The 20,813-nt window shown below is 61.1% G+C and carries 18 protein-coding genes; 8 read left to right on the top strand and 10 right to left on the bottom strand.

Annotated features, from left to right (window positions below; all coding sequences use genetic code 11):
- The first annotated feature begins 86 nt into the window (after positions 1 to 86).
- Both MRY17_RS24040 and yccS read left to right on the top strand, forming a co-directional pair.
- Positions 87 to 1,265: an NAD(P)/FAD-dependent oxidoreductase gene (locus MRY17_RS24040; RefSeq protein ID WP_243352975.1), complete on the top strand. Its 1,179-nt coding sequence runs from the start codon at positions 87 to 89 to the stop codon at positions 1,263 to 1,265.
- 160 nt (positions 1,266 to 1,425) lie between these two features.
- Entirely contained in the window at positions 1,426 to 3,609 is a 2,184-nt protein-coding gene (gene yccS, locus MRY17_RS24045) for a YccS family putative transporter (RefSeq protein ID WP_181284344.1), read from the top strand.
- A 110-nt stretch (positions 3,610 to 3,719) separates the two neighbouring features.
- Here yccS and MRY17_RS24050 read toward each other — a convergent pair whose 3' ends face one another.
- Complete coding sequence (locus tag MRY17_RS24050) at positions 3,720 to 4,457, bottom strand: substrate-binding periplasmic protein (protein ID WP_181284343.1); 738 nt, start codon at positions 4,455 to 4,457, stop codon at positions 3,720 to 3,722.
- A gap of 198 nt (positions 4,458 to 4,655) precedes the next feature.
- Between MRY17_RS24050 and MRY17_RS24055 the strand changes: the two genes are divergently transcribed.
- On the top strand, positions 4,656 to 5,108 hold the full coding sequence (locus MRY17_RS24055; RefSeq protein WP_181284342.1) for a GNAT family N-acetyltransferase: 453 nt from the start codon (positions 4,656 to 4,658) through the stop codon (positions 5,106 to 5,108).
- Positions 5,109 to 5,214: 106 nt separating this feature from the next.
- Here MRY17_RS24055 and MRY17_RS24060 read toward each other — a convergent pair whose 3' ends face one another.
- The 3 genes from MRY17_RS24060 to MRY17_RS24070 are packed head-to-tail and all read right to left on the bottom strand — an operon-like array spanning position 5,215 to position 8,177.
- Entirely contained in the window at positions 5,215 to 5,511 is a 297-nt protein-coding gene (locus MRY17_RS24060; RefSeq protein WP_243352976.1) for a winged helix-turn-helix domain-containing protein, read from the bottom strand.
- 2 nt (positions 5,512 to 5,513) lie between these two features.
- Positions 5,514 to 6,029 (bottom strand): M48 metallopeptidase family protein, encoded by a 516-nt coding sequence (locus MRY17_RS24065; RefSeq protein ID WP_243352977.1) that lies wholly within the window; start codon positions 6,027 to 6,029, stop codon positions 5,514 to 5,516.
- Between the two features lie 42 nt (positions 6,030 to 6,071).
- Positions 6,072 to 8,177, bottom strand: a complete 2,106-nt coding sequence (locus MRY17_RS24070) for a putative bifunctional diguanylate cyclase/phosphodiesterase (protein WP_181285250.1) — start codon at positions 8,175 to 8,177, stop codon at positions 6,072 to 6,074.
- A 313-nt stretch (positions 8,178 to 8,490) separates the two neighbouring features.
- On the opposite strand from MRY17_RS24070, the gene MRY17_RS24075 reads away from it, so the two are divergent.
- Positions 8,491 to 9,156 (top strand): polysaccharide lyase family 7 protein, encoded by a 666-nt coding sequence (locus tag MRY17_RS24075; RefSeq protein ID WP_124434308.1) that lies wholly within the window; start codon positions 8,491 to 8,493, stop codon positions 9,154 to 9,156.
- A 495-nt stretch (positions 9,157 to 9,651) separates the two neighbouring features.
- A complete protein-coding gene (locus MRY17_RS24080; RefSeq protein WP_243352978.1) occupies positions 9,652 to 9,945 on the top strand; it encodes a fructose-bisphosphate aldolase in 294 nt (97 codons plus the stop codon).
- Between the two features lie 59 nt (positions 9,946 to 10,004).
- Here MRY17_RS24080 and fba read toward each other — a convergent pair whose 3' ends face one another.
- The 6 genes from fba to tkt all read right to left on the bottom strand — a co-directional run bounded on the left by fba (position 10,005) and on the right by tkt (position 16,392).
- Positions 10,005 to 11,069 carry a class II fructose-bisphosphate aldolase gene (gene fba, locus MRY17_RS24085; protein ID WP_003177554.1) on the bottom strand — a complete coding sequence of 355 codons (1,065 nt, stop codon included), beginning with the start codon at positions 11,067 to 11,069 and terminating at the stop codon, positions 10,005 to 10,007.
- A 268-nt stretch (positions 11,070 to 11,337) separates the two neighbouring features.
- Entirely contained in the window at positions 11,338 to 11,670 is a 333-nt protein-coding gene (locus MRY17_RS24090; protein WP_191953064.1) for an MliC family protein, read from the bottom strand.
- A 59-nt stretch (positions 11,671 to 11,729) separates the two neighbouring features.
- Complete coding sequence (locus tag MRY17_RS24095; protein ID WP_124425282.1) at positions 11,730 to 11,957, bottom strand: hypothetical protein; 228 nt, start codon at positions 11,955 to 11,957, stop codon at positions 11,730 to 11,732.
- Between the two features lie 31 nt (positions 11,958 to 11,988).
- Complete coding sequence (locus tag MRY17_RS24100) at positions 11,989 to 13,152, bottom strand: phosphoglycerate kinase (protein ID WP_181285248.1); 1,164 nt, start codon at positions 13,150 to 13,152, stop codon at positions 11,989 to 11,991.
- 17 nt (positions 13,153 to 13,169) lie between these two features.
- Positions 13,170 to 14,225: an erythrose-4-phosphate dehydrogenase gene (gene epd / locus MRY17_RS24105; protein WP_124425284.1), complete on the bottom strand. Its 1,056-nt coding sequence runs from the start codon at positions 14,223 to 14,225 to the stop codon at positions 13,170 to 13,172.
- 169 nt (positions 14,226 to 14,394) lie between these two features.
- On the bottom strand, positions 14,395 to 16,392 hold the full coding sequence (tkt, locus tag MRY17_RS24110; RefSeq protein WP_243352979.1) for a transketolase: 1,998 nt from the start codon (positions 16,390 to 16,392) through the stop codon (positions 14,395 to 14,397).
- Positions 16,393 to 16,651: 259 nt separating this feature from the next.
- On the opposite strand from tkt, the gene MRY17_RS24115 reads away from it, so the two are divergent.
- The 3 genes from MRY17_RS24115 to ligB all read left to right on the top strand — a co-directional run bounded on the left by MRY17_RS24115 (position 16,652) and on the right by ligB (position 20,790).
- A complete protein-coding gene (locus MRY17_RS24115) occupies positions 16,652 to 17,647 on the top strand; it encodes an ArsR/SmtB family transcription factor (RefSeq protein WP_243352980.1) in 996 nt (331 codons plus the stop codon).
- Positions 17,648 to 17,666: 19 nt separating this feature from the next.
- Complete coding sequence (gene metK / locus MRY17_RS24120) at positions 17,667 to 18,857, top strand: methionine adenosyltransferase (RefSeq protein ID WP_124425287.1); 1,191 nt, start codon at positions 17,667 to 17,669, stop codon at positions 18,855 to 18,857.
- Positions 18,858 to 19,128: 271 nt separating this feature from the next.
- Positions 19,129 to 20,790, top strand: coding sequence for an NAD-dependent DNA ligase LigB (ligB, locus tag MRY17_RS24125; protein ID WP_191953067.1), 1,662 nt, complete (start codon positions 19,129 to 19,131; stop codon positions 20,788 to 20,790).
- Positions 20,791 to 20,813 lie beyond the last annotated feature (23 nt).

Here is a 20,813-nt window from a genome sequence, read left to right on the forward strand (position 1 = left end):
ATCTGTTACTGAGACACCGCTATCGGGGGCAAGCCCCCTCCCACATTGGACTGTATTCAAATTCAGATTTTTATGAGGACACCGTTTTGCGCTCGACCGAAGTTGTGATCATTGGCGCCGGCGCCGCAGGTTTGATGTGCGCACTGACCGCCGCCGGGCGCGGGCGCAAGGTGATGCTGATCGACCACGCGAACAAGGCCGGCAAAAAGATCCTGATGTCCGGCGGTGGCCGCTGCAACTTCACCAATCTGTACACCGAGCCGGCCAACTTCCTCTCGCACAACGCGCACTTCTGCAAGTCGGCCCTGGCGCGCTATACCCAGTGGAATTTCATCGGGCTGGTGGCCAAGCACGGCGTGCCGTACCACGAAAAGAAACTCGGCCAGCTGTTCTGCGATAACAAGTCCAGCGACATCCTCGGCATGCTCCTCGATGAATGCATCCAGACCGGCGTGAGCCTGCATCTGGACACCTCCATCCAGGAAATCGCCAGGCTCGACAGCGGCTATCAGTTGCAGACCACCTTGGGTGAACTGCGCTGCGAATCGCTGGTAATCGCCACCGGCGGCTTGTCGATCCCCACGCTGGGCGCCACCGGCTTCGGTTACCAGGTGGCCAAGCAATTCGGCCACGAACTGCTGCCCACCCGCGCGGGTCTGGTGCCGTTTACCATCACCGACCAGCTCAAGGAGTTGTGCGGCGAGTTGTCCGGCACCTCGGTCGATTGCCTGGTCAGCTGCAACGGCCAGAGCTTTCGCGAGAACATCCTGTTTACCCACCGCGGCCTTAGCGGGCCGGCGATCCTGCAGATTTCCTCCTACTGGGAATCCGGCGACACCGTGGAGATCAACCTGCTGCCCGACCACGACGCCCACACCTGGCTGCAACAGCAGCAGGCCGAACGCCCCAACAGCGAGCTCAAAACCCTGCTGGGCGAGATCTTCACCAAGAAGATGGCCAACCTGCTGGCGGACACCTGGTTCGCGTCCAAGCCGATGAAGCAGTACACCCATGCCGAAATCGCCGAGATCGCCGAGAAGCTCGGCAACTGGCAACTGGTGCCGGCGGGCACCGAGGGTTATCGCACGGCCGAGGTGACCCTGGGCGGGGTGGATACGCGGGAAGTGTCGTCCAAGACCATGGAGTCGCTGAAAAGCCCCGGGTTGTACTTTATCGGCGAAGTACTGGACGTGACCGGTCACCTGGGCGGGTTCAACTTCCAGTGGGCCTGGGCTTCGGGCTACGCAGCCGCGCAATACGTCTGAAGGATGTACTCGGTCAAATGTGGGAGGGGGCTTGCCCCCTCCCACATTTTGTTTTGCAGGGTGTCAGGGAAATATTTGCACATCGATGTGCTCGCCACCCTTGCCGTGGCGTCCTTGATAGCTCAATTTAGCGACAACGTCCCGGAAGACTCCAGACTTCATGTCATCGACCTCGTTCAAGCAGTCCCTGCGACGCCTGTGGGCACTGGATAAATTCAGCTACAGCATTCGGGTATTCATCGCCCTGACCGGCAGCATGGCGCTGTGCTGGTATCAGGATGAAATGACGTTGTTGATCCCGCTATTCCTGGGGATTATCGCCAGCGCCCTGGCCGAGACCGATGACAGTTGGCAAGGCCGTCTCAATGCCCTGGCGGTGACGCTGGTGTGTTTCAGCATCGCCGCACTGTCGGTGGAACTGCTGTTTCCCTACCCCTGGATTTTCGCGGCCTCCCTGGCCCTGGCCACGTTCGGCCTGACCATGCTCGGCGCGCTCGGCGAACGCTATGGCGCGATTGCCTCGGCCACGTTGATCCTGTCGGTCTATACCATGATCGGCGTGGACCAGCGCGGCGGTGCTGTCAGTGATTTCTGGCACGAGCCGCTGCTGCTGGTGGCGGGCGCGGCCTGGTACGGCGTGCTGTCGGTGCTGTGGCAGGCGCTGTTTTCCAACCAGCCGGTACAGCAGAGCCTGGCGCGGTTGTTCCGCGAGCTGGGGCGTTATCTCAAGCTCAAATCGTCATTGTTCGAGCCGATCCGCCAACTGGATGTGGAGGCACGCCGCCTGGAACTGGCCCAGCAGAATGGCCGGGTAGTCGCGGCGTTGAATGCGGCGAAGGAAATCATCCTGCACCGCGTCGGTAATGGCCGGCCGGGCTCGAAGGTCAGCCGCTACCTGAAGCTGTACTTCCTGGCCCAGGACATCCACGAGCGCGCCAGCTCCTCCCACTACCCTTACAATGCACTGGCCGACGCGTTCTTTCACAGCGACGTGCTGTTCCGCTGCCAACGCCTGCTGCGCCAGCAAGGCAAGGCCTGCCAGGCGCTGGCCGAGTCGATCCAACTGCGCCAGCCGTTCATTTATGACGACAGTTTTGCCGAAGCCCTGGGCGATTTGAACGCTTCTCTGGAGCACCTGCGCATCCAGAGCAACCCGGCCTGGCGCGGCCTGCTGCGCTCGTTGCGCGCTCTGGCGGCGAACCTGTCCACCCTCGACCGCCTGCTCGGCGACGCGAGCAACCCCGACGCCCTGGCCGACGCCACGGACAGCAACCTGCTGGACCGGGCCCCACGCAACCTCAAGGAAATGTGGACGCGCCTGCGCACCCAGCTCACGCCGACCTCGCTGCTGTTTCGCCATGCCTTGCGCCTGTCCCTGGCATTGACCGTCGGCTACGCCACCCTGCACGCCATCCATGCTTCCCAGGGTTACTGGATCATCCTTACCACGCTGTTTGTTTGCCAACCGAACTACGGTGCGACGCGACGCAAGCTCGGCCAGCGGATCATCGGCACCGCCATCGGCCTGACCGTGGCCTGGGCGCTGTTCGACCTGTTCCCAAGCCCGGTGGTGCAGTCGATGTTCGCCATCGCCGCCGGCCTGGTGTTCTTTATCAACCGCACCACACGCTACACCCTGGCCACGGCGGCGATCACCCTGATGGTGCTGTTCTGCTTCAACCAGGTGGGCGATGGCTACGGACTGTTCCTGCCACGCCTGTTCGATACCTTGCTCGGCAGCCTGATCGCAGGGCTGGCGGTGTTCCTGTTCCTGCCGGACTGGCAAGGCCGGCGCCTGAACAAAGTGCTGGCCAACACCCTGACCTGCAACAGCATTTACCTGCGCCAGATCATGCAGCAGTATGCGGCCGGCAAAAGCGACGACCTGGCTTACCGCCTGGCCCGCCGCAACGCGCACAACGCCGATGCGGCGCTATCCACCACCCTGGCGAATATGCTGATGGAGCCGGGGCACTTTCGTAAGGAGGCCGACGTAGGCTTTCGCTTCCTGGTGCTGTCGCACACCCTGCTCAGCTATTTGTCGGGCCTTGGTGCGCACCGCGACACCCAACTGCCGGCCGACGTGCGCGAGCAATTGATCGAAGGCGCGGGTAACAGCCTGGCGGCGAGCATCGATGAGATCGCCACGGGCCTGGCGAACAAACAGCCGATTGCGATCCAGAGTGATGCCGAGGAAGCACTGGCGGCGCAGCTTGAGCAGATGCCGGATGAGATCGATGAGGGGCAGCGGCTGGTGCAGACACAGTTGGCGCTGATTTGTCGGCAGTTGGGGCCGTTGCGTACGCTGGCCGCGCATCTGATCAAAGATACCCGCGCGGCTTAGGCCGCTATCGGGGGCAAGCCCCTCCCACACTGACTGTGTTCACAGATTCAGATGTGTGAATACAGTCAAATGTGGGAGGGGGCTCGCCCCCGATGAGGCCCGTACAGGCGCTACATCCCATGGGCCTTCATCAACTTCGCATAGCTGCCATCCGCCTTCATCCTGGCGATCTCCCGATCAAAACCGGCCACGATCTGCGCATGCTCGGGGTTCTTCAGGCTGACAAGAATATGCAGGCTGTTCTCGCTCAGCGGCTCGCCCACGAACTCCACGGCACTGCGCACCCTGGGCGATTCGCGCGCCAGGTAGTAACGCGCCACAAACTCATCTTCGAGGGTCAGGCGCACACGTTTTGCCGCCAGCATCCGCACGGCCATGGCAAAATTATGCACCGGCACTTTCTGTAACAGCACATCCTGGTCGAACGCCGCCGAATAGGCATAACCGCGCACGACGGCGATGCTTTCGCCGTGCAACTGCTGCAGATCCTGATAATCGATAGGGTCGTCGCGGCGCTTGATAAAGCGCACACGATTGACCAGATACTGCGCGGAAAACTCACCCAACTGCGTACGGGCATCGTCGTACCAGGCGTTGATCAGCACGTCGTAGCGCCCATCGCCTACACCCTTGAGCGCACGCGCCCAGGGCACCTGTTCAAAATCACTGGCATACCCGGCCCGAGCCAGCGCGGTGCTGACAATATCCGTAGCCAGCCCGCCGTTGATCAGGCTGACATCGGTGAACGGAGGCCAACCGTCCGCCACCAGGCGCAAACGCTGCGCCAATACCGGTTGAGCCAGCAGCAATACTGCAATCAAAGCAACGGCACGAGACAATCGCGGCATGCTTAAAATCCTTGGCGGCAGGCGATGGCCTGATAACAGTAGCTCATCAATGAGCCTGCATTGGTTATTACACAAAGAAGTCAGCCTTGCATGCACCGAATGATGGCAAATTGACGCCATTCACAAAATGGCCGGTTTTAGACAGCAGCGCCCGCCGCGCTTACTATCTCTGCCAAGCCTTGAATAAGAGCACGCATCATGACGGTTGATTGGGTCTGCAAACATCACGACGATCTGGGCAAGGAACAGCTGTACGCCATCCTGCGCCTGCGCGGCGAAGTGTTCGTCGTTGAGCAACAGTGTGTTTATCAGGACATTGATGGGCAGGACCTGTCCGGTGATACCCACCACCTGATGGCCTGGAAAGACGATGAGCTGGTGGCCTATCTGCGGCTGCTGGACCCGGAGCCACAGGGCGGCGACGTGGTGATCGGCCGGGTGATCGTGGCGCCGTCGGCGCGGGGCAGCGGGCTGGGGCATTTGATGATGATCGAGGCACTTGAGCAGGTTGAAAAAGTGTGGCCGGACACGCCGATATTTTTGTCGGCCCAGGCGCATTTGCAGGGGTATTACGGGCGGTATGGGTTTGTGGCGGCGGGTGAGGAGTACCTCGAGGACGGTATTCCACATATTGGTATGCGGCGGGTTTGAAGGCCTCATCGGGGGCAAGCCCCCTCCCACACTTGGGATTTGTGAACACAGTCAAAATGTGGGAGGGGGCTTGCCCCCGATGGCGTCAGCCCAGACGCCACATCACTCAGGGATAACCCAACACCTGCTTGACCGACGCAAGATTCCTTTCGATCCACCCCCGATCAATCGCCCCCCACTCACGAATCCGATAACCCCCGGCGTGATTGCGCGCCCCTTCTTCCTGCTCGAACTCACACACAATATCCAGGTCGGCCAACGCCGCAATCGTGTCCTGCGCCGTGCGCCGAGGCATACCAGTCACTTCAGTCAGCGCCGGGACGTTGCTGGCCAGCCCGCTGTCGATCAGATACGCGACATACAGGCGACGGTAGAAACTGCTCTTGGTTTTGCTCACATCCATGGTCAATCGCCTTGTGATTGGGGCTTGCTCTGCAAATCGCGCCAGGTGAGGTACACCCGCAGGTCGAATTCCACCTGATGGTAGCCCGGCATCATGTGTTCACAGAGTTTATAGAACGCCTTGTTGTGGTCCGATTCCTTGAAGTGCGCCAATTCGTGAACCACGATCATGCGCAGAAACTCCGAGGCCGCTTCCTTGAACAGCGAGGCGATGCGGATCTCTTTCTTGGACTTGAGATTACCGCCCTGCACCCGGGAAATCGTGGTGTGCAGACCCAGCGCGCGGTGGGTCAGGTCCAGGCGGTTATCGAACAGCACCTTGTCGATCGACGGTGCATTGCGCAGGTGTTCCTGCTTCAAGGCCAGGGCGTAGCTGTACAGGGCCTTGTCGCTCTGCACGGCGTGGCGCTCGGGGTAACGCTGTTCCAGATAGGCGCCCAACTGGTCCCTGGCGATCAACTGGCGCACTTGTTCCTGAAGGGCGGCAGGATAGGCCTGAAGGTATTTCAATGCGGTCATGGAAGCTGCAATGTGGTTCGGACGGGCGCCAGTGTAGCGAATTCACAGCGCGTGAGGGGGTGACCAACCGACAACGTCCTCGGCCATCAGCGGTGCCGCCGCCCAGCTGCCCTGGATGAACGAACAACCGTTGGCCTTGAGCCACTGCGCCTGTTCGAGGGTTTCCACACCCTCGGCGATCACCAGCACGTCAAAGTGCCCGCACAGCTCGATGATGCTGCGCGCCATTGCGGCATCTCGCGCGGAGCCCGGCAAACGGGCCACCAACTGCTTGTCCAGCTTGAGGGTGTCGAACGCCAGGTCGCGCAGATGGGCCAGGGAACAGCGACCCGCGCCAAAGTCATCCAGGGCGATGCGCACGCCAAGCTCACGCAACAGCTTGAGCTGCCTGGTCGACTCCTCGAGATTGCTCATCAGGCAGTCTTCACTGATTTCCACTTCCAGTTGCCGCCCCTGTAAACCGTGTCGTTCCAGGACCTGCCGCAGTTGGCTGACCAGATTAGGCGTATTGAACTGGCTGCTGCTCAGGCTCACGCTCAATACCAGCTCGTCATCGAAAGACGCCTGCCAGACCTGGCGCTGGGCAGCGACCTGCTGGTAAATCCAGCTGCTCAACTGGCTGATCAGCCGCGCTTCCTCCAGCAGCGGCAAAAACAATCCCGGCGGCACGTCACCGACACTCGGGTGCTGCCAGCGCAGCAGTGCCTCGACACCCCGCAAGCGCCCATCCGCCAGCGACACCTGAGGCTGGTACACCAGGGTGAAATCCTTGTTTTGAATCGCGGTGCGCACACTGTCTTCGAGCATCAGGCGTGAGCGGGCGCGGCCGTTCATTTCCTGATCGTAATAGCGATATTGCTGACGGCCGGCGCGCTTGGCTTCGTACATCGCGATGTCCGCCGCACGCAACAGGCCGCTCAGGTCCGAGCCACAGTCCGGGAAGGTTGCGATACCGATACTCGCTCCCAGCATCACCTCCAACCCGTCGACTTGCTGGCAAACCGACACGCGCTCGATCAGTTTTTCCGCAATCTTCGCCGCCTGCTCCGGGAATTCCAGCTCAAGCAAAGCCGTGAACTCATCCCCGCCCATGCGTCCAAGGATGTCGTAGGAGCGCAAACACGCCTGCATCTGCTCGGACACCCAGCGCAGCACCCGATCACCGGCGTCGTGACCCAGGGTGTCATTGACTCGCTTGAAGCCGTCCAGGTCCAGGTACAGCAACACCAGCGACTGCTCGTTGCGCTCACTGCGCGACAACATGCTCTCCACCGCCTGGTGAAAGCCTCGACGATTGAGCAGCCCGGTCAAAGGGTCAGTCACCGCCTGGAACTCCAACTGCTGGTGCAGGTGGCGCACCTCGGACATGTCCAGCACCGTCACCACCATCGCCTTCTGCTCGGCGGGCAAGGGCGCGCTGGACAACGCCACCGGCACTTGTTGACCGCGACTGGTGCGCAAGATGGCGTCGTGCAAGCGCCACGTTTCGCCCTTGCAATAAGCCTCGTACATCGGGAACCCCAACCAGGCCGGCACATGGGGTTTTTGCAGGAAACTGAGGAAACTCTCGCCCTGCAATTCGGCCATCGTGGCATTGAGCAGCCTGGAGATAGCCGGGTTGGCGTACTGGATCACACTGCCCTCGCCCACCACCAGAATCCCTTCGGCGGCGTTGTCCAATACCGAGGCATTGAAGGCGCGGGCGGCCTCCAGATCATGGCTCAAGCGTTGCAGGGCACGGCGATTACGCTGATGGTCCAGCAGCGCCTGCACCTTGGGCTTGAGAATATGCGGGTCGAAGGGCTTGAACAGGTAGTCGATGGCACCACTGGCATAGCCCTGCAGCACCGCATCGGGCGACTGGGCATCGGCCGTCAGAAAGATGATCGGCGTCATGCTCGTGCGCTGGCTGCCGCGCATCAGGCGTGCCACCTCGAAGCCATCCATACCCGGCATGCGCACGTCCAGCAACACCAGATCGACGTCATGTGCCAGCAGCAACTCCAAGGCTTGCAAACCGGAAGTCGCGGTAATCACTCGCCAGTCTTCGCGTTGCAACACGGCACGCATGCTGACGAGATTTTCCGGGTAGTCATCGACCACCAGAAGAACTGAATGACCGTCGCCGAGGTTTGGAGCGCAATCCATGCTACGTCTCTTCCTTAAGGAACTGCACCGGTCACTTCGGGTACTTAAAACCGGACAAATAATGAGGCCTCACTCTAGCCCCGGTTATAAAAAAGCAGAAGTCACCTCGATGCCATCATCGCGCCAAAGTACGGGAAGCCGACTAACGGTAAGGCCCTGCAGCCCGCGTACCGTGGGCAACATGGCTTTTTGGCATTCCTCTGACGCCAATAAATTGCCAGCCAATGTTTAACAAGTTGGTTAACACCACCTATAAAGAACCTGTGCAGCCCTCGGGCTAAAGCGTTCACCCCTCGTCAAAAAGGCCAACACCATGATCGACCTTTCCACCTGGAACCTGAGCATTCCGGTCGGCTCCCCGCCTACGACCATCGAAACTCCGAAGCTGCTCAGCGGCTTCAATGACCAGTATTTCCAGGCCGAAGGCAGCGATGTGCAATTCTGGACCCCTGTCACCGGCACCCGCACCGAAAACGCCATCTACCCACGCAGCGAACTGCGCGAAACCTATGCCGACGGACGCCTGCGCAACTGGACCTACCCCGAGGCCGACAATTTCCTGCGCGCCACGCTCACCGTCAACCAGGTGCCGTCCAGCGGCAAGATCGTGATCGGCCAGATCCATGCCTATGACAGCCAGAAACCGCTGATCAAGCTGGAGTACCAATTCAAGGAAAAAACCCAGACCGGCAACATCGTCGCCAAGGTCCGCATGCGCCCGGATGAATCCGAAAGCCGCGTGATCCTCGTCGCCTCCAATGTACCGCTGGAAAAGACCTTCACCTATGTGATCAACCTCAACAAAGCCGGGCTGCTCAGCGTGTATGCCGCCGACAGCGAGTGGAATGAACGGATTGGCGCGGCCTGGGGCGACAAGCCGCTGTACTTCAAGGCGGGGGTGTATGTGCAGGACAACAGTGGGGATAGCAAGGAAGGCGCGCGGGTGACGTTTGCGAAGTTGGATATTGATCACGAATAGACGGACCGGCCTACCTTGAGTAGGCAAGGTCCGATAAACCCAGGGACCGTTCCCAAGCCTTGAACCCACCACGGTCAACCTGTGGGAGGGGGCTTGCCCCCGATGGCGGCGGGCCAGCCGCCAACGGTGTTTGCTGATACACCGCAATCGGGGGCAAGCCCCCTCCCACAGTTGTCCTGCCTGGCCTGAGAGGCTGGTGTTCGTCCTACAGCACCGTTGCGACAAGCCAAATCGCCGCTTATAGTTCGCTCCGTCGCTGGCATTGATCGGCGATAGGGTTTCGCAGCCCTAAAGATACGTGTGTAACCAAGCATCATGAATACAACGATGAGCGCTTCGGCGCCCGTCGTCTGTTTTTATGGTGGCTGTGTGTGGGAGACCTTCGGGTCTGCCGGGTTCCTCGTATCCTCGGTCTGCGAACCCGCACACAGCTACCACCCACTTCGTTTCGCAGCGAATGGCGGTAGTCCTTTTCAGATACGAGGAATATTTGCCATGACCCAACAGCTTCCGCCCCGCCGCTTTTATCCCTGCACTGAGTCCGCGACCGATTCGCCCGTGCTCTTGATCGACAGCAACGCCCCGCTGATGGACCTCCACGCCTGCCTGCGCGAACGTCTCAACGCCGCCCTCGAACACCTCAACCTGATCGCCTGCTCCAGCCTGCCGGACTTCGCCGAGCGCGACCTGAACCATGTGGCCAATACCGCGCGCATTCTGGTGCAGGATGTCAGTGATGTGTTCCGCGTGATCGAACACCGTGGTTTCGATACGCCCCACGCCGCCTGATCAAATCCGAGGCAAAAAGAAGCCCGCATCGCTGCGGGCTTCCTTTAAACGCCCAAGGCTCAGTTCACCTTGGCGTTCAACTCACCTTTCAAATACCGCTGGTACATTGCTTCCAGCGAGATCGGCTTGATCTTCGAAGCATTACCGGCAGTACCGAACGCTTCGTAACGCGCGATGCATACGTCGCGCATTGCGGTCACGGTCGCACCGAAGAACTTACGCGGGTCGAATTCGCTCGGGTTGGTTGCCATCAGGCGACGCATCGCACCGGTGGAGGCCAGGCGCAGGTCGGTGTCGATGTTGACCTTGCGTACGCCGTACTTGATGCCTTCGACGATCTCTTCAACCGGTACGCCATAGGTCTCTTTGATGTCGCCGCCGTACTGGTTGATGATCGCCAGCCACTCTTGCGGTACCGAGGAAGAGCCGTGCATCACCAGGTGGGTGTTGGGGATGCGTTTGTGGATTTCCTTGATGCGGTCGATGGCCAGCACGTCGCCGGTAGGCGGCTTGGTGAACTTGTAGGCGCCGTGGCTGGTGCCGATGGCGATGGCCAGGGCGTCGACCTGGGTCTTTTTGACGAAGTCGGCGGCTTCTTCCGGGTCGGTCAGCATCTGGCTGTGATCCAGCACGCCTTCGGCGCCGATGCCGTCTTCTTCGCCGGCCATGCCGGTTTCAAGCGAACCCAGGCAACCCAGCTCGCCTTCAACCGATACGCCGCAGGCGTGGGCCATGGCCACGGTTTGTTGGGTCACGCGTACGTTGTACTCGTAGTCGGTCGGGGTTTTGCCGTCTTCGCCGAGGGAGCCGTCCATCATCACCGAGCTGAAGCCCAGTTGGATGGAGCGCTGGCACACGTCGGGGCTGGTGCCGTGGTCCTGGTGCATGCACACCGGGATGTGCGGGAATTCTTCGATGGCCGCCAGGATCAGGTGACGCAGGAACGGGGCGCCGGCGTATTTGCGCGCTCCGGCCGAAGCCTGGACGATCACGGGGGAGTCGGTCTTGTCAGCGGCTTCCATGATGGCGCGCATCTGCTCAAGGTTGTTGACGTTAAAGGCTGGGACGCCGTAGCCGAACTCGGCTGCGTGGTCCAGCATTTGACGCATGCTGATAAGTGCCATTGTGTTGTCTCTCCCGGTCGAGGGTCGTTAATCGTGCAAGCCTGCCGTAGCGGCGGCTGCTATTCAAGTTATTGCAGATCAAGGGGTTGAGCCTTGAGCTGCTGAATCGTTATTGCTATGGAGCCGACTCAAATTTCAAGTTGAAAGCGAATCAATGTGGGAGGGGGCTTGCCCCCGATTGCAGTGTGTCAGCCTGCACAGGGGTTTCAGGATGACCGCTATCGGGGGCAAGCCCCCTCCCACATTTGGATTTCATCAATTTGAAATCTTATTGGGCCTTGCAGCCGCGCCCAATCAGATCATCCGTGGCCACCCAATACACCAGACCTTCCTCACCCTTGGTGTGAAACGCCAGTTTGCCGTCGCTGTACAGCACGCCGGATGCCGCCACGTCCTGCTTGAGACGGTAGACCTGATCCGAACCGCCGAGGCGTACATCCACTTCGGAGCGGGCCGCATTGGCAAAGCGCCAGTTGACCTCGGCCTTGCTGTCGCAGGTCCAGGTGGTCCACTTGTCAGCCGGCTCTGCCTTGTCGAACAGGTTCATGCTGCTGCAACCGGCCAACAAGGCCAGGGTTGCCAGGGCGAAAACGCCTTTCATTGCCACTCCTCGCAGGGCGACTGGGGCCGCCGTTGCTGTGGGTTAGTGGATCAGACCCGTTATGGGCAACCCTGTTCCTGACCGTTGGGCGCGGAGTCGTATTTCTCCAGGCGCTCGTTGCCGATGCGCTTGTTGATCACCGGCATGGTCTCGGCTTGCCAGTCAGCCTGGTAGCAGCTTTTTTTAAGCGGTGCCGAGGCCTTTTCCGGCTCGGGCGCCGCGCTCGGCGTACTGCCGCAGCCGGCCAACAGGCCCGCCGCGATCACCAGTGCCAACGACTTGATCATGGGAACGCTCCTTTTCCTGATCACGCGCGCCTTAACCCTTGGCCCGGGTTTCCAGCACTTCCACGGCCGGCAATACCTTGCCCTCGACAAACTCGAGGAAGGCGCCGCCACCGGTAGAAATGTAGGAGATCTGCTCAGCAACGCCATATTTATCGATGGCCGCCAGGGTGTCACCGCCGCCGGCGATGGAAAATGCGGAGCTTTCAGCAATGGCTTTGGCCAGTACTTTGGTGCCATTGCCGAATTGGTCGAATTCGAAGACGCCGACCGGGCCATTCCACAGGATGGTCTGGGAGGCCTTCAGCAGCTCAGCGAAGTTGGCTGCGGTTTGCGGCCCGATATCCAGGATCATGTCGTCGTCGGCCACATCGGCGATCAGCTTGACGGTCGCTTCAGCGCTTTCGGCAAATTCCTTGGCAACCACCACGTCCACCGGCAGCGGCACGCTGACTTTGGCGGCGATGGCGCGTGCGGTGTCGAGCAGGTCCGGCTCGTACAGGGACTTGCCCACCGGGTGGCCGGCCGCGGCCAGGAAGGTGTTGGCAATGCCGCCGCCGACAATCAACTGGTTGCAGATCTGGCTGAGGCTGTTGAGCACGTCGAGCTTGGTCGAGACTTTGGAGCCGGCGACGATGGCGGCCATCGGTTGGGCCGGTGCACCCAGCGCCTTGCCCAGCGCATCCAGCTCAGCGGCCAGCAGCGGGCCGGCTGCGGCAATCTTGGCGAACTTGGCCACGCCGTGGGTCGAGCCTTCGGCGCGGTGGGCGGTGCCAAAGGCGTCCATCACGAACACGTCGCACAGCGCAGCGTATTGCTGGGCCAGTTCGTCGCTGTTCTTTTTCTCGCCCTTGTTGAAACGCACGTTTTCGAACAGCACGATGTCGCCGGCTTTCACGTCCACGCCGCCCAGGTAATCTGCGACCAACGGCACGTCACGGCCCAGGGCCTTGCTCAGGTAATCGGCTACCGGCTTGAGGCTGTTCTCGGCGGAGAACTCACCTTCGGTCGGGCGTCCCAGGTGGGAGCAGACCATCACGGCCGCGCCTTTTTCCAGGGCCAGCTTGATGGTCGGCAGCGAGGCCAGGATTCGCGCATCGCTGGTGACCACACCGTCCTTGACTGGGACGTTGAGGTCTTCGCGAATCAGTACGCGCTTACCTTGCAGATCGAGGTCGGTCATCTTCAACACGGTCATGGGTCGCAGTTCCTGAGTTACTGTTGAGGTTGTTTGGAAGCCACTTGCAGATAATGTTCCGCAACGTCGAGCATTCGGTTGGCAAAGCCCCATTCGTTATCGAACCAGGCCAGGATGTTCACCAGCCTCGGGCCGGAAACGCGGGTCTGGCTGGCATCGACAATCGCCGAATGCGGGTCGTGGTTGAAATCACAACTGGCGTGGGGCAACTCGGTGTAGGCCAGCAAGCCTTTGAGCGGGCCGCGGGTGGCGGCGTCGCGCAGGATCCGGTTGACCTCCGTCGCATCGGTGTCGCTGACGGTTTGCAGGGTGATATCCAGGCAAGACACATTCACCGTCGGCACCCGTACGGCTTTGGCCTGGATTCGTCCGGCAAGTTCCGGCAACAGTCGCTCGATGCCGCGGGCCAGGCCGGTGGACACCGGAATCACCGACTGGAATGCCGAACGCGTGCGACGCAGATCTTCATGATGATAGGCATCGATTACCGGCTGGTCGTTCATCGCCGAGTGAATCGTGGTGATCGACACATAATCGATGCCAATCGACTGATCCAGCAGGCGCAGCAACGGCACGCTGCAGTTGGTGGTGCACGAGGCGTTGGACACCAGCAGCTCAGCGCCAGTCAGGCAATCCTGATTGATGCCGTAGACGATGGTGGCGTCGACATCCGCCTCGCTGGCCATCGGCTGGGAAAACAGCACACGTGGCGCGCCGGCGTCGAGAAAACGCTGACCATCGGCACGGGTGTTATAAACACCGGAACACTCCAGCACCAGGTCGACGCCCAGTGCTTGCCAGTCGATGCCTTCGGGGGTGGCACTGCGCAAGACCTGCACGCAGTTGCCATTAATGTAGAGACAATCGCCCTCGACCCGCACTTCGCCGGGGAAGCGGCCGTGGGTGGAGTCAAAGCGTGTCAGGTATTCGATGCTGGCCATGTCGGCCAAATCGTTGATCGCAACAATTTCAAACCCGGCCGCCGCCCCTCGCTCGAACAGCGCACGCAAGACGCAACGACCAATGCGGCCGTAGCCGTTGAGTGCAACTTTGTAGGGACGCGGTTGGGGCATGGGGTTCTCGCATTGTAGGCGACACAAACCACTGTAGGAGCGAGCTTGCTCGCGAAGAACCTGAGAGCGCCGCGTTAAACCAGAAACGCTGCGTTACCGTTGACGATCTTCGCGAGCAAGCTCGCTCCTACAGTAGAGGCGGTGGCCAGTGGGCCACCGCGTTAGCGCCTTAGTCTTCCAGCAGCTCTTCAGCCTGACCCAGGATGTTCTCCAGGGTAAAGCCGAACTCTTCGAACAAGGCTGGCGCCGGCGCCGACTCACCGTAGGTGGTCATGCCGATCACGCGACCTTCCAGGCCCACATACTTGTACCAGTAGTCGGCGTGCGCCGCTTCGATGGCGATACGCGCGCTGACCTGCAACGGCAATACCGCCTGCTTGTAGCCGGCGTCCTGGGCTTCGAACACGCTGGTGCACGGCATGGACACAACGCGTACGTTGCGGCCCTGGGCGGTCAGCTTGTCGTAGGCCTGAACGGTCAGGCCCACTTCGGAACCGGTGGAGATCAGGATCAGCTCCGGCTCGCCGATGCAGTCCTTGAGCACGTAGCCGCCACGGCTGATGTCGGCGATCTGCGCGTCGGTACGCACCTGGTGCTGCAGGTTCTGACGCGAGAAGATCAGCGCCGACGGGCCGTCCTTGCGCTCGATGGCGTGCTTCCAGGCCACGGCGGATTCCACCGCGTCGGCTGGGCGCCAGCAATCCAGATTCGGCGTGGTACGCAGGCTGGTCAGTTGCTCGACCGGCTGGTGCGTCGGGCCGTCTTCGCCCAGGCCGATGGAGTCGTGGGTGTAGACGTGGATCACGCGTTTTTTCATCAGCGCGGCCATACGTACGGCGTTGCGCGCGTATTCCATGAACATCAGGAAGGTCGCGCCGTAAGGCACCAGGCCACCGTGCAGGGACACACCGTTCATGATGGCGCTCATGCCGAACTCACGCACGCCGTAGTACATGTAGTTGCCGCTGGCGTCTTCCGCGGTCACGCCTTTGCAGCCTTTCCACAGGGTCAGGTTGGAACCGGCCAGGTCGGCCGAACCGCCGAGGAACTCAGGCAGCAGCGGGCCGAAGGCGTTCAGGGTGTTCTGGCTGGCTTTACGGCTGGCGATGGTCTCGCCCTTGGCCGCGACTTCGGCGATATAGGCCGAGGCTTTTTCCGAGAAGTCGGCAGGCAGGTCACCGGCCAGGCGACGTACCAATTCATTGGCCAATTCAGGGAATTCGGCGGAGTAGGCGGCGAAACGCTGGTCCCACTCGGCTTCGGCGGCCAGGCCTTTTTCCTTGGCATCCCATTCTGCGTAGATGTCGGCCGGGATTTCAAACGGGCCGTGGTTCCATTTCAGCGCTTCGCGGGTCAGGGCGATTTCCGCGTCACCCAGTGGGGCGCCGTGGCAGTCTTCCTTGCCCTGCTTGTTCGGCGAGCCGAAGCCGATGGTGGTCTTGCAGCAGATCAGGGTCGGCTGCACGCTCTTGCGGGCGGTGTCGATGGCGATCTTGATCTCTTCCGGATCGTGGCCGTCGACGTTGCGGATCACCTGCCAGTTGTAGGCTTCGAAACGCTTGGGGGTGTCATCGGTGAACCAGCCTTCGACTTCGCCGTCGATGGAGATGCCGTTGTCGTCGTAGAAGGCAATCAGCTTGCCCAGACCCAGGGTACCGGCCAGGGAAGCGACTTCATGGGAAATGCCTTCCATCATGCAGCCATCACCCAGGAACACGTAGGTGTGGTGATCGACGATGTCGTGGCCGGGGCGGTTGAACTGCGCGCCCAGGACTTTTTCCGCCAGCGCGAAGCCGACAGCGTTGGCCAGGCCCTGACCCAGGGGACCGGTAGTGGTCTCGACGCCTGGGGTGTAGCCGAATTCCGGGTGGCCGGGGGTGCGGCTATGCAGCTGACGGAAGCTCTTCAGATCGTCGATGGTGACGTCGTAGCCGGTCAGGTGCAGCAGCGAATAGATCAGCATCGAGCCATGGCCGTTGGACAGCACGAAGCGGTCACGGTCGGCGAACGACGGGTTGCTCGGGTTGTGCTTCAGGTAGTCACGCCAAAGTACCTCGGCGATATCCGCCATGCCCATCGGGGCACCGGGATGGCCGCTGTTGGCTTTTTGCACGGCATCCATGCTGAGGGCACGAATGGCGTTGGCACGCTCACGACGGCTGGGCATCGCTGATCTCCTGGGGGCTTTAACAAAGAAACGGAAAAAAGGACCGGCATTTTCCCTCAGCCACCGCCTGCGGGCAATGACAGATAGTCACTTGAGCAGGTTTTTCCTGCCGATTGCACGCCAATCCCGTGGAGAAGTCGGATGCCGATTCGTTTAAAGACAGTAGCGGCTGCTTATAACTGCCACTTATCGATCAATATCAAAACTTTTTGATATTGGCCTTGCGAGGATCTACACCCGTCACTAGACTGCTGGCCTTATGAACCTACCCGTGCCCTCCCTGCGTCCTGACGACGGCGATGAACTGGCTGCCTTGTGCAAGGCCGCCGGTGATCCGTTGCGCTTGAACGTATTACGCGCACTGGCCAACGATTCCTTCGGCGTACTGGAGCTGGCGCAGATCTTCGCCATCGGCCAATCCGGCATGAGCCACCATTTGAAAGTACTGGCCCAGGCGGACCTGGTGGCTACCCGCCGCGAAGGCAATGCGATTTTTTACCGCCGCGCCCTGCCCCACACCGAGTTGCTCGGCGGCAAATTGCACGCGGCGCTGCTCGAGGAAGTCGACAGCCTGGGCCTGCCCGGCAACGTGCAAGCGCGGATCAGCCAAGTGCACGGGCAACGCGCCGCCGCCAGCCAGGACTTTTTTTCCCGGGTCGCCGACAAATTTCGCGCCCAGCAGGACCTGATCGCCGGCTTGCCCCAGTACCGCGATAGCGTGCTGGCGCTGTTGGACAAGCTGAGCTTCAGTGATAAGGCCACGGCATTGGAAGTGGGCCCTGGCGATGGCGGTTTTCTGCCGGACCTGGCACGACGCTTCCGGCAGGTGACGGCACTGGACAACAGCCCGGCAATGCTCGAGCTGGCGCGCCAGTTGTGTGAGCGCGAGGCACTGGGCAATGTCAGGCTGCAACTGGCCGACGCCCTGAGTGACACGCGTCTGCAGGCCGATTGCGTGGTGCTGAACATGGTCTTGCACCATTTCGCCGCCCCGGCCGATGCGCTCAAGCAAATGGCCGGGTTGTTGCACCCCGGCGGTAGCCTGCTGGTGACGGATTTATGCAGCCACAACCAGAATTGGGCCAAGGAGGCCTGCGGTGATCTCTGGCTGGGTTTTGAACAGGACGATCTGGCCCGCTGGGCCACTGCTGCGGGACTCGTTCCCGGGGAAAGCCTCTATGTAGGTTTACGTAATGGTTTCCAGATTCAGGTCCGCCATTTTCAGCGGCCGGCTGGCGACACTCACCATCGGTAAATATCAGGAAAACATCGAGATGAGCGAATACTCCCTTTTCACCTCCGAGTCCGTGTCTGAAGGGCATCCGGACAAAATCGCCGACCAGATTTCCGACGCGGTGCTGGACGCCATCATTGCGCAAGACAAGTTCGCCCGCGTGGCGTGCGAGACTCTGGTGAAAACCGGCGTAGCGATCATCGCAGGCGAAGTGACCACTTCCGCCTGGGTTGACCTGGAGCAGATCGTCCGTGACGTGATCACCGACATTGGTTACAACAGCTCCGATGTCGGCTTCGACGGCGCGACCTGCGGCGTGATGAACATCATCGGCAAGCAGTCCCCCGACATCAATCAGGGTGTTGACCGTGCCAAGCCGGAAGACCAGGGCGCGGGCGACCAGGGCCTGATGTTCGGCTACGCCAGCAACGAAACCGACGTGCTGATGCCCGCACCGATCACCTTCTCTCACCAGTTGGTCCAGCGTCAGGCCGAGGCGCGTAAATCCGGCCTGCTGCCGTGGCTGCGCCCGGACGCCAAGTCCCAGGTAACCTGCCGTTACGACGGCGGCAAAGTCGTCGGTATCGACGCTGTCGTGCTGTCGACCCAGCACAATCCGGACGTGTCCTACGCCGACCTGCGCGAAGGCGTCATGGAACTGATCGTCAAGCATGTGCTGCCGGCCGAGCTGCTCACCAAAGACACCCAGTTCCACATCAACCCGACCGGCCAGTTCATCATCGGTGGCCCGGTGGGCGACTGCGGCCTGACCGGTCGCAAGATCATCGTCGACAGCTACGGCGGCATGGCCCGTCACGGCGGTGGCGCGTTTTCCGGCAAAGACCCTTCCAAGGTGGACCGCTCCGCCGCCTACGCCGGTCGTTATGTGGCCAAGAACATCGTCGCCGCCGGCCTGGCCGAACGTTGCGAGATCCAGGTGTCCTACGCCATCGGCGTGGCCCAGCCTACTTCGATCTCGCTGAATACCTTCGGTACCGGCAAGATCAGCGATGACAAGATCGTCAAGTTGGTGCGCGAGATCTTCGACCTGCGCCCTTACGCGATCACCACCATGCTCGACCTGCTGCACCCGATGTACCAGGAAACCGCAGCCTACGGCCACTTCGGTCGCACCCCTGCGCAGAAGACGGTCGGCGACGACACCTTCACCACCTTCACTTGGGAAAAAACCGACCGCGCCAACGACCTGCGGACCGCTGCCGGTCTGTAATCGCTCGCGGCTGCCAAAGCCCCGCCGGGTTCCTCCGGCGGGGCTTTTTGTTTTTCAAAGGTTGCAACAAAATCGTTGAAACCGAGGCCGAAGTCGCCGCGGGCCAGCAAAATCGGGCGGCCGAGGCTGATAACCACGACGCGCCGGACGCGTTGGACGGCGGGTTCAAGCAAGCAGAAACATCCGGTAAAAAGCCCCGCTCGGTCGGGGCTTTTTTGTGTCCGTGCGCATCACTTAGGCTGGAGGCCCTTTCCGAGCAAGGATGCTCAAGATGCGTTTGTTGATGGTTTTTCTGATAAGCGTTCTACCGTGCCGGGCTTGGGCCGAAGACTGTCCTGATGACGCCCGATCACAAATCGACACGCTGGCCAGGCAGGTCAGCCAGTGGGATGACGTCTATCACCGACAGGGGCAATCCCCCATCAGCGATGAACTGTACGACCAGGCTCGAAGTCGCCTGGCTCATTGGCGCGAATGTGCGCTGCAACCCACACCCAAGACCGATAACCCGCTGGCAAGCTCACGCGGCACAGTCCGCCATCCGGTCGCGCATACGGGCCTGGAGAAGTTGTTGAACGCATCCGAGGTGGGTGAATGGCTCAGTACTCGACAAGACGTCTGGATTCAACCCAAGGTCGACGGAGTCGCCGTGACCCTGGTGTATCGCAAAGGCCAGTTGCACCAGCTCATCAGCCGCGGCGACGGCCTGCTCGGTCACGATTGGTCAGCTTCGGCGCGCAGGATCCCAGGTATCGTCCAGCAACTGCCGGAGCCCGTCGATGCCGTGCTGCAAGGCGAGCTCTACTGGCGCCTCGACAGGCACGTGCAGTCGGCAAGCGGCGGGATCAACGCGCGCAGCAAAGTCGCCGGCCTGATGAACCGGCGGCAATTGAGCGATACCGAGGCAGGCGGCATCGGGCTGTTCGTCTGGGCCTGGCCTGAAGGCCCCGCAAGCTTCACCGAACGCCTGGCCACGCTGGCGCGGTGGGGGTTCACCGACAGCCAACGGTATAGTCAGTCGATCGACAGCATCAGCGATGCCACGCGTTGGCGCGACCACTGGTACAGCCATCCCCTTCCGTTCGCCAGTGACGGTGTGGTGTTGCACCAGGCTACGCACGCGCCAGCCAAACGCTGGAAAGCCAGCGCTCCCTACTGGGCGGTGGCCTGGAAGTACCCGGCGACCACGGCGCTGGCGCTGGTGCGCAAGGTACAGTTCAGGATCGGGCGTACCGGGCGTATCACACCGATTCTCGAACTGGACCCGGTGTGGCTCGATGATCGGCAAATCAGGCGGGTCAGCGCAGGCTCGCTGAAAAACTGGCAAGCCTTGGACATCCGTCCCGGCGACCAGGTGTCCATCAGTCTGGCGGGCCAGGTCATTCCCAGGCTTGACGAGGTGATCCTGCGCAACACGGTCCGAGCGCCAGTGTCAGTACCCGATGCTCGAGATTTTCATGCCTTGAGCTGTTGGCAGCTGGACCCCGGCTGCGAGGAGCAATTGCTCTCGCGCCTCACCTGGCTGAGCAGCAACCAGGGCCTGGCCTTGCCCCATATGGGCCGTGAAACCTGGAACGTATTGATCCAAGCGGGTCTAATCGCAGGCTTTCTCGATTGGTTGACCCTGGATGCGGCAGAGCTTGCTAACATTGATGGTTTAGGAGAACGCACCCGTGCGCGGGTGCTCGACAGTATTCACAGCGCCCGAAAACGGCCTTTTTCACAATGGTTGAAAGCCTTGGGGGTGCCGCCTGCGGCGCGCAACAATCTGGAGGGCGACTGGCATACGCTGGTCGCCAAAGATACCCAAGCCTGGCTGGCCTCAGACGGTATCGGTCCGGGACGCGCGGCGCAATTGAGCGCCTTTTTCCGCGACCCGCAGGTGCAGGCATTGGCTGAAATATTACATGGGGCCGGCATAGACGGTTTTTGAACCCGGCCCGCCCCTTCCCTGAT

It is taken from the genome of Pseudomonas orientalis (assembly GCF_022807995.1).
Taxonomy (GTDB): Bacteria; Pseudomonadota; Gammaproteobacteria; order Pseudomonadales; family Pseudomonadaceae; genus Aquipseudomonas; species Aquipseudomonas orientalis_B.